Origin of the sequence: Oceanobacillus damuensis (assembly GCF_001618145.1) — a bacterium.
In the GTDB taxonomy this organism is placed as follows: domain Bacteria; phylum Bacillota; class Bacilli; order Bacillales; family Amphibacillaceae; genus Oceanobacillus; species Oceanobacillus damuensis.
Window position 1 is genome coordinate 63484 of sequence record NZ_LQNF01000026.1, and the last position, 8944, is coordinate 72427.

Genomic DNA, 8944 nt, shown 5'->3' on the forward strand with positions numbered 1-8944 from the left:
ACTTCAGCTCTGAAAGGCTGACGGGTACATTGAAATTAGTTTGACATAGAATTTAATTCTGTTACCTGTTCCGGCTGCTGTCCTCTTAAGAATGCAGTCACACCGGTTTTCGTTAGTTCTTTAATTCCATATGGTCTGAGTAAGGCAATCAATGCATCCACTTTATCGGGACGACCGGTTACCTGAATCGTCATGCTGTCTTTGCTTACATCAATTACCGACGCACGGAATGGTGTGATGATGCCTTGGATTTCACTCCGTGTATGGCCTGATCCCACAACCTTGATTAACGCAAGTTCTCTTGCCACCATTGCTTTATCGGTTATGTCTGACACCTTCAGTACATCGATTTGCTTGTTTAATTGCTTCGTAAGTTGTTCAAGCTTCTGACGATCACTGATTTCCACTACGAAGGTCATTTTTGAAATACCTTCGATTTCTGAGGCTCCGACCGAAATGCTCTCAATATTGAATTGGCGTTTATGAAGCATCCCCGTGATTCGGTTTAAAACTCCTCCACGGTCCTGTACGGTTGCAGTTATTATTCGTCTCATTTCTTCACCCCGACCATCTCATGGATTCCTTTACCTGGTGCAATCATCGGATAGACAGATGTTTCCCGTACTACCCTGAAGTCAGCTACTACGGGTCCGTCGTATGCCATTATCTCTTCCAGCACCCTGACAGCATCCTCTTCTTTATCTACTCTGACGCCGCGAATTCCATAGCTTTCTGCCAATTTCACAAAATCAGGGTTTTCTGATAACAGGGATTCTGAATATCTTTCTTCATAAAAACTTTCCTGCCATTGTCTTACCATTCCAAGTGCTTCATTGTTGACGATAATTACTTTCACAGGAAGATTCCGATGTTTCACAACTGATAGTTCCTGTAATGTCATTTGAAAGCCTGCATCGCCTACGATGGATATAACTAAATCATCAGGTCTTCCAAGCTGGGCTCCGACTGCAGCCGGGAAACCAAATCCCATTGTTCCAAGTCCACCTGAAGTCACCCAATTATTCGGCTTATCGAAGGTGTAAAATTGTGCTGCCCACATTTGATGCTGACCCACATCCGTTGTTACAATTGCTTCTCCCTTTGAAACTTTATACACTTGTTCAATCAGCCATTGAGGAGATAAAAGCGTATTCGACCGTTCATACCATAATGGATAATCCTTTTTATTCTTGCGGAGTTTATCCATCCAGTCCTGATGACCCTGCATCTCTATCTTGGCGTTTAATAAAGCAACTAGAGCTTTTTTCGCATCTGCAACGACCGGAATGTGTGTCTCAATGTTCTTTCCAATCTCGGCTGGATCAATATCGATATGCGCCACTTTAGCATTCGGTGCGAAATGCTCCAGGTTTCCTGTTAATCGGTCATCAAATCTTGCTCCAATATTTATCAGCAGGTCGCATTCATAAACTCCCATGTTCGCTGCATATGTCCCATGCATCCCTGCCATTCCCAACGAGAGCTCATTCGAACCTGGAAAACTGCCAAGACCAAGCAATGTAGTCGTTACAGGCAACTGATATTCTTCAGCAAATTGCTTCAGTTCTTCGGAAGCATCTGCGAAAAGTGTTCCAGCACCTACCAGAAGCAGTGGACGTTTGGCACGGCTTAAAGCATCTGCAAGCTTAATGATCTGTAATGGATTAGGCTTAATCGTCGGCTGATAACCTGGCAGATGAAAATCATCTTCATAATCATCCAATGTGATATTTGCCGATATATTTTTGGGAATATCAACAACTACCGGTCCTGGGCGCCCTGTCGACGCGATATGAAATGCCTCTTTTACAATACGCGGCAGATCGGCAATATCGTTCACCTGATAGTTGTATTTCGTAATCGGAGTTGTTATTCCCATCACATCGGCTTCCTGAAAAGCATCTGTTCCGATGACACTTTTTGCTACTTGCCCGGTAAAGATTACGAGCGGTATGGAATCCATCATCGCATCCGTAATTCCGGTTATCAGATTGGTTGCCCCTGGACCTGATGTTGCAATAACGACCCCAGGTTTTCCTGTAACACGAGCATACCCTTCGGCCGCATGAATCGATCCCTGTTCATGACGGGAAAGCACATGCTCAAATGGCGTTTCATTACGGTATAATGCATCATAAATTGGCAATACCGCACCGCCAGGATATCCAAATACAGTATCAACTTCAGCGTCAATTAACGTTTTAATTAATAAATCAGCCCCGGTTACCAATTTCCCTTTTACTTCCACTTCACGACTAGCATCTACTTTCACTGCTGCAACCTCCTCAAATCTTAATTTAGAAACTTCGCATTCGCTTTCGTTCTACTGCTGCAGATCGGAATCGTCTTCCGCTTTTCAATCTGCAAATAAAAAAGACCCTTCTCTCCCCATAAATCTGCAATAATCAGAATTATTGGGGAGAAAAGAGTCATCTTTTCACGGTACCACCCATGTTCGTAGCATCCTCGCGAATACTACCTTGTCAGGCTAAAATAACAGCCTTTATTGATAACAGGTACAAACAAACTATGCACCTGACCGAATCTACTTGGAGTCACTTAAGAAATAGACGTTTCTCCGTTCAAAGCGGCACTCAGGGACGATGTCAGAACAACATGCACTTCTGGGCTTCCAGCAACCCCAGCTCTCTGTGAGTACACGGAACATGTTCCTTTTTTCCCGTCGTCGAATTAATTTTATTTAATTTTCATCAATTTTTAAAATTATAGGGCTCTCGTTGTTAAAAAAATGCTTTAAAAAATCATTTCTGATATTGCGGATAATCATATAACTTTTTCGAAAAGGAGTCAAGAGGTTTTCGTAAGTTTTTTGATAATTATATATAATTGGTTTTTGTGAATGCGTTTACATCCTTGCCATGTTCGGAAAACAAAAAATATTATTTTTTTGTAAACAAAAGCATGAGAAACCGGTTAGCGAACATATAGACCCTGCCTGACTGGGAGGGAAGTTCGATGATACTTTTTTTAAAAAAAACAACCCCGGTTCTCTTACAACCGGGGCGATGAAAAAAGCTATTTATTTAAATAATCAGTAACCGCACCTTTTGAGGAGCAGGAAACATTATGTGCATATTTTCCAAGCACCCCTTTCGTGTACAATGGCGGTGCAACCCAGCCTTTTCTTCTGTTCTCCAATTCTTCTTCGGACACATCCATCGTAATTTCTTTTTTCTCCGAATCAATTGTAACAAGATCTCCTTCTTCCAAGAGAGCAATCGGGCCTCCATCCTGTGCTTCCGGAGAAATGTGACCCACAACTAACCCATGGGTCCCACCGGAGAATCGACCATCTGTCAGCAAGGCTACAGATTCATCCATTCCTTTTCCGACCAGAATTCCTGAAATAGAAAGCATCTCAGGCATTCCTGGCCCACCTTTTGGACCTACATAGCGAATGACAATTACATCCCCTTCGTTGATCTCATCTGCCATAACAGCAGCAGTCGCATCTTTTTCGTTATTGAACACACGTGCCGGACCAGTATGCCGTTTTACTTTTACACCAGAAAGCTTCGCAACGGCCCCTGTTGGAGAAAGGTTACCTTTCAGTACAATTAATGGACCATCTTTTCGTTTTGGATTATCAAAAGGCATGATAACCTGCTGCTCTTCTTTCAAGCCTGGTGCTTCTGCAAGATTCTCAGCGACAGTTTTTCCAGTAACGGTCAGACAATCTCCATGAAGGTAACCATTTTCAAGCAATAGCTTCATTACTGCCTGTACACCACCTACACGATGCAAGTCCTGCATTACAAACCGTCCACTCGGCTTTAAATCTGCCAGATGCGGTACTTTTTCCTGGATGCGATTAAAGTCATCAATGGACAAATCAACCTCCATTGCATGTGCAATCGCAAGCAGATGAAGAATTGCATTTGTAGATCCGCCAAGTGCCATAACGACAGTAATGGCATTCTCAAACGCTTCTTTTGTCATAATATCTTTTGGATAAATATCATTTTCCAGCATTTTATAGACTGCTTCACCTGCAACTTTTACATCTGCAGCTTTTTCTTCTGATTCTGCTGGATTGGAAGAACTTCCAGGAAGACTCATACCCATCGCTTCCACTGCTGAAGCCATTGTATTAGCCGTGTACATACCACCGCATGCACCAGCTCCTGGACAGGCACTGCATTCGATTGCTCTTAATTCGTCATTGTCAATTGCTCCCGCATTATGCTGGCCTACCCCTTCAAATACAGAGACGATGTCTATATCTTTTCCTCGGTGTGAGCCAGGAGCAATTGTTCCTCCGTATACGAACACAGCCGGCACTTTTGAATTGGCAATTGCAATCATACAGCCGGGAATGTTTTTGTCACATGCACCTATTGCCACTAAACCGTCCAGATTCTCCGCGCCAACCACTGTTTCAATTGAATCGGCAATCAAATCACGACTCGGCAGGGAATATCTCATTCCTTGCGTTCCCATGGATATCCCATCTGATACTGTAATCGTGTTGAAAATCAGCGGAACTCCTCCTGCTTGTCTTACACCTTTTTTCGCGCTGACTGCCAAATCATTAATATGTATGTTACATGGAGTCACTTCTGCCCAAGTACTTGCAACACCAATCATCGGTTTCGTGAAATCCTCATCCGATATACCAACAGCCCGCAGCATTGCACGGTTGGGAGCTCTCATTGCCCCGTCAAACGCTTTACTTTTTATACGCAAATCTTTACTCATACAGAAACCACCTTTCTTTCGGACTATTATATGACTAATTATTTAATACTTCAATCAATTTTTTTTAATAAAAATTACGAATCAATGTACGCTTACCATGAAGCGTTTACAACTAATTTTTTGACTCTCCCATAAATTTTTGATTACAGAATATATTGACAACATTCTTGATATTGCTATATTGGATATCAGATAGGGAATTTTCAAAACATGAAGATGCTTGATTGACCCTCTGTTTCATGCTTATCGTACGTATAATTTTTAAAAGTATCATCAGTCTGCTTTTGGATTTAGAATTTAAAACAAAAACAAACTTGGACATTGCTGCCCAGGGAAATTACAGGAGGCAAGATAAATCATGGCCTATAATGTTTTAATCAGTGATCCGCTAAGCGAAGAAGGAATTCATCCATTACGGGAGGTGGAGAATATTCATGTTGTGATGGAGACTGACTTAAGTCCCGCACAATTAGAAGACCGTATTGCAGAATTCCATGCATTGCTCGTCCGCAGTCAGACACAGGTGACAAGAGAACTGATCAGCAAAGCAACAAACCTGAAAATAATTGGGCGGGCTGGTGTTGGTGTAGACAATATAGATCTGGATGCTGCAACTGAAAATGGGATTATTGTTGTGAATGCTCCAAACGGCAATACCAATTCAGCTGCTGAACATACGGTGGCAATGATGATGGCTTTATCCAGAAATATCCCTCAAGCGTTCCATGCTTTAAAAAACCGCAAATGGGACAGAAAAAAATATGTTGGTGTTGAAATTAGAAATAAGACGTTAGGAATCGTTGGTCTTGGAAGAATCGGGGCAGAAGTTGCTGCACGGGCTAAAGGCCAGCGAATGGATGTAATTGCCTATGACCCATTTTTAACTGCAGAGAAAGCAGAACAAATGGGAATTGGCTATGGGACACTTGAAGAGGTTTTAAAGAAAGCCGATTTCATAACGGTCCATACTCCACTTATGAAAGAAACGAGGCATATGATCAATGCCAAGTCTTTTGAGATCATGAAATCTGGTGTGAAGATCATAAACTGTGCCCGTGGTGGAATCATAGATGAAGATGCATTGTATGATGCCATTGTTTCCGGAAAAGTTGCAGGTGCAGCACTTGATGTATTTGAGGAGGAGCCATTTATCGACCATCGGCTGCTTGATTTGGAGCAGGTTGTCGCAACTCCTCACCTGGGGGCCAGCACAATAGAAGCACAGGAGATTGTGGCAATTGATGTCAGTCGTGATGTAATCAGCTTCCTAAATGGTGATGTCGTCAATAATCCCGTTAATCTCCCATCCGTTCCAAGTGAAATCATGCATAAGATTGCACCTTATTTTCACCTTGCAGAAAAACTTGGTACATTCCTTATTGACCTGACAAATGAAGTCCCTGAAGAAGTGAGTATTACATATTCGGGCGATCTTTCCGGAATCGAAGTGGCACCACTGACGCGAAACACTGTAAAAGGGCTTCTCAAGCGCTATCTCGGCAGTCACGTCAATGATGTTAATGCACTGTATCTTGCAGATAAAAAGGGAATAAAAGTAAACGAAAGTAAAACGTCCAGCACAAAAGGCTTTACCAACCTGATTACGGTAGTCATAAAAACTAATTCCGGCACCCGGAAAGTTTCCGGAACATTGCTGAACGGCTTCGGTCCAAGACTTGTAAAAGTTGATGAATACAGTGTGGACGTTACGCCCCAAGGTCATATGGTAGTGATCCAGCATGTTGATCAGCCAGGTGTGATCGGTAGGATGGGCAGCACGATTGCCAAGCACAATATCAATATTGCAACCATGCAAGTGGATCGTTCCGATATAGGTGGAAATGCAATCATGGTACTGACAATCGACAAGCATCTGGAAACAGAAGCCTTGGCAGAGCTCAAAAGCCTTGAAGAGATTAAAGAAGTTACGGCGATTGACCTGTAGCTGCAACGTTAAAAGCAAGCACACAGCCTGATATGGGTTGTGTGCTTTATGTTATTGATGTCTTTCAATAATCGGCAATAGCTCCTGCAAACTCGAAATCTCATATGTCGGTATAGGCTCTCCCTTGTCTTTTTGATGGCGATTAATCCAGACAGATGCTATACCTGCACGTTCAGCTCCAAGTATGTCAGTAAGGAGATTATCTCCAACCATGATAACCTCATGATTTTTAAGCGACAGCAGCTCCAATGCATGCTCAAATATTGTTGGATCTGGTTTGCCTTTTCCAAAATCACCCGAAATTACGATCTGATCAAAATACGGCACAAGCTCCGGTGTTAAATCAAGCTTCGTATTTTGCAGATCCGGTGAACCATTTGTCAGCATCAGCAACTGATATTTGCCCTTCAATTTCTCCAGTACCTCTATCGCGTCGTTAAATAAAAGTGCTGTTTTTTTCCGTTCTTGCGGAAAGGTTTCTGCCAGTTCCGCTCCAAACGCAGGATCATCGACGCCCATATCTTTTAAACCTGCTGTCCAGGCTTTTTTCCGATACTCAGGAGCGATTTCCTTTAATTTTCCAAACTCCTCTCCTGCATCTAAAAAATTTGCCCATAACCCTTCAAACGGATTAATGCCTATCAGCTTCGTAAACTCATATGTATCATAGGATGCATATATGTTCCGTGCATTTTCCCGCACCTTCGTTTCCAATTCATTTGGGTCGATGGCGTATTTACCTGCCGCCACCTCACATGTTTTTTCGAAAGCATCCTTGACACTTTTTTCATCCCAGAGCAATGTATCATCCAAATCAAAAAAAACTGCTTTAATCATTTTTCCAGCTCCCCCACACGTATTTTTTCTTACTGGCATATTACTGTAATATCAATTTAACATAATTAATTAAAAATTAAGTCTTGCGCAAAATTAAAATATCCCTTATGATTAATAGAAAATTTATAAACATAAAGCAAGGAGATAATTGATATGGCAGAGCAAACTATTCGCGTACAACTAAGTGAAACTAAAAAAGAAAAACCTAAATCAGATCAGCTCATTTTTGGCAGGGCATTTACGGACCATATGTTTGTAATGGATTATTCTGATCCTTTAGGGTGGCATAATGCGAGCATTGTACCATATCAACCTCTTACAATTGACCCATCGGCAATGGTATTCCACTATGGTCAATCCGTTTTTGAAGGACTAAAGGCATTCCGCACCGCAGACGGAGATATCCAGTTATTCAGACCGGAAAAAAATCTGGAGCGTATGAATCTTTCCAATGATCGGATATGCATTCCACCAATTGATGAAGAATTTGCATTAAAAGCAATCAAACAACTTATTTCACTGGAGAAAGAATGGGTACCAGATACAGAAGGAACATCCCTTTACATTCGCCCATTTATTATTTCCACTGAACCATATCTCGGTGTCGCACCATCACGCCATTATAAATTCATTGTTATTTTATCACCAGTTGGTGCATATTACAAAGAGGGAATCAACCCGGTAAAAATTGCTGTTGAAGACCATTATGCCCGTACGGTAAAAGGCGGAACCGGTGAAGCAAAAACGGGTGGTAACTACGCTGCAAGCCTGAAAGCACAGGAAATGGTAGCTAAAAAAGGATTTGCACAGGTTCTTTGGCTGGACGGTGTTGAAAAGAAATATATCGAAGAAGTTGGAAGCATGAACGTATTCTTTAAAATCAACGGAGAAGTTGTGACTCCAATGCTTAATGGCAGTATTCTTGCCGGTGTAACAAGAAACTCCGTTATCGAGCTTTTGAAACATTGGGAAATACCGGTTTCGGAACGGAGAATTTCCATGGAAGAATTACAGCAGGCCTATGAGGATGGCACATTGGAAGAAGCTTTCGGTTCAGGGACAGCTGCAGTTATCTCACCAATCGGTCAATTGACATGGGAAGGCAAGGATATGGTCATCAATAATGGCATAACCGGCGAAATTTCTCAGAAAATCTACGATACCATTACAGGCATTCAATATGGTAAAGTAGAAGATCCTTTTGATTGGGTGGAAAAAGTTGAATCAAAGAAAACAGTAAAAGTTAAATAATCAGGAACCCGGCGATTGTGTCGGGTTCTTTTATTTTTTAACAGCTTTTGCTTTCTGTTAAAAAAATTTGTTTTCTAATAGCTTGTGAATGCGGTTACTCGTTCCACGGAAAAAATATTGTTTTTTTGCACAATATGTGTAAAATGCGAAGTAACTTAATTAATTACAATTGGTTTTGAATAAGCTGTAACG

Annotated in this window: 6 protein-coding genes; 2 read left to right on the forward strand and 4 right to left on the reverse strand. The window is 41.7% G+C overall.

All coding sequences use genetic code 11. The features are described 5' to 3' along the window. Nucleotides 1-35: 35 nt before the first annotated feature. From ilvN to ilvD, 3 genes are all read right to left on the reverse strand, one after another. Nucleotides 36-554 carry an acetolactate synthase small subunit gene (ilvN, locus tag A4245_RS14160; protein ID WP_067729029.1) on the reverse strand — a complete coding sequence of 173 codons (519 nt, stop codon included), beginning with the start codon at nucleotides 552-554 and terminating at the stop codon, nucleotides 36-38. Beyond that, nucleotides 551-2272, reverse strand: coding sequence for a biosynthetic-type acetolactate synthase large subunit (gene ilvB, locus A4245_RS14165; RefSeq protein WP_067729030.1), 1722 nt, complete (start codon nucleotides 2270-2272; stop codon nucleotides 551-553). The genes ilvN and ilvB overlap by 4 nt, the downstream gene beginning before the upstream one ends. Nucleotides 2273-3036: 764 nt before the next feature. Continuing rightward, nucleotides 3037-4719 (reverse strand): dihydroxy-acid dehydratase, encoded by a 1683-nt coding sequence (gene ilvD / locus A4245_RS14170; RefSeq protein ID WP_067729032.1) that lies wholly within the window; start codon nucleotides 4717-4719, stop codon nucleotides 3037-3039. A gap of 358 nt (nucleotides 4720-5077) precedes the next feature. On the opposite strand from ilvD, the gene serA reads away from it, so the two are divergent. Beyond that, nucleotides 5078-6664: a phosphoglycerate dehydrogenase gene (serA, locus tag A4245_RS14175; RefSeq protein WP_067729034.1), complete on the forward strand. Its 1587-nt coding sequence runs from the start codon at nucleotides 5078-5080 to the stop codon at nucleotides 6662-6664. A gap of 51 nt (nucleotides 6665-6715) precedes the next feature. Here the strand turns inward: serA and A4245_RS14180 are convergent, their stop codons facing one another. Further along, nucleotides 6716-7501 carry an HAD family hydrolase gene (locus A4245_RS14180; protein WP_067729036.1) on the reverse strand — a complete coding sequence of 262 codons (786 nt, stop codon included), beginning with the start codon at nucleotides 7499-7501 and terminating at the stop codon, nucleotides 6716-6718. 153 nt (nucleotides 7502-7654) lie between these two features. Between A4245_RS14180 and A4245_RS14185 the strand changes: the two genes are divergently transcribed. Then, on the forward strand, nucleotides 7655-8752 hold the full coding sequence (locus tag A4245_RS14185; protein ID WP_067729038.1) for a branched-chain amino acid aminotransferase: 1098 nt from the start codon (nucleotides 7655-7657) through the stop codon (nucleotides 8750-8752). The last annotated feature ends 192 nt before the right edge of the window (nucleotides 8753-8944 follow it).

Excerpts from the sequence above, each read along its gene's own strand:
- ilvN (WP_067729029.1), bottom strand. The coding sequence starts at position 554 with ATGAGACGAATAATAACTGCAACCGTACAGGACCGTGGAGGAGTTTTA.
- serA (WP_067729034.1), top strand. The coding sequence starts at position 5,078 with ATGGCCTATAATGTTTTAATCAGTGATCCGCTAAGCGAAGAAGGAATT.
- A4245_RS14185 (WP_067729038.1), top strand. The coding sequence starts at position 7,655 with ATGGCAGAGCAAACTATTCGCGTACAACTAAGTGAAACTAAAAAAGAA.
- ilvD (WP_067729032.1), bottom strand. The coding sequence starts at position 4,719 with ATGAGTAAAGATTTGCGTATAAAAAGTAAAGCGTTTGACGGGGCAATG.
- A4245_RS14180 (WP_067729036.1), bottom strand. The coding sequence starts at position 7,501 with ATGATTAAAGCAGTTTTTTTTGATTTGGATGATACATTGCTCTGGGAT.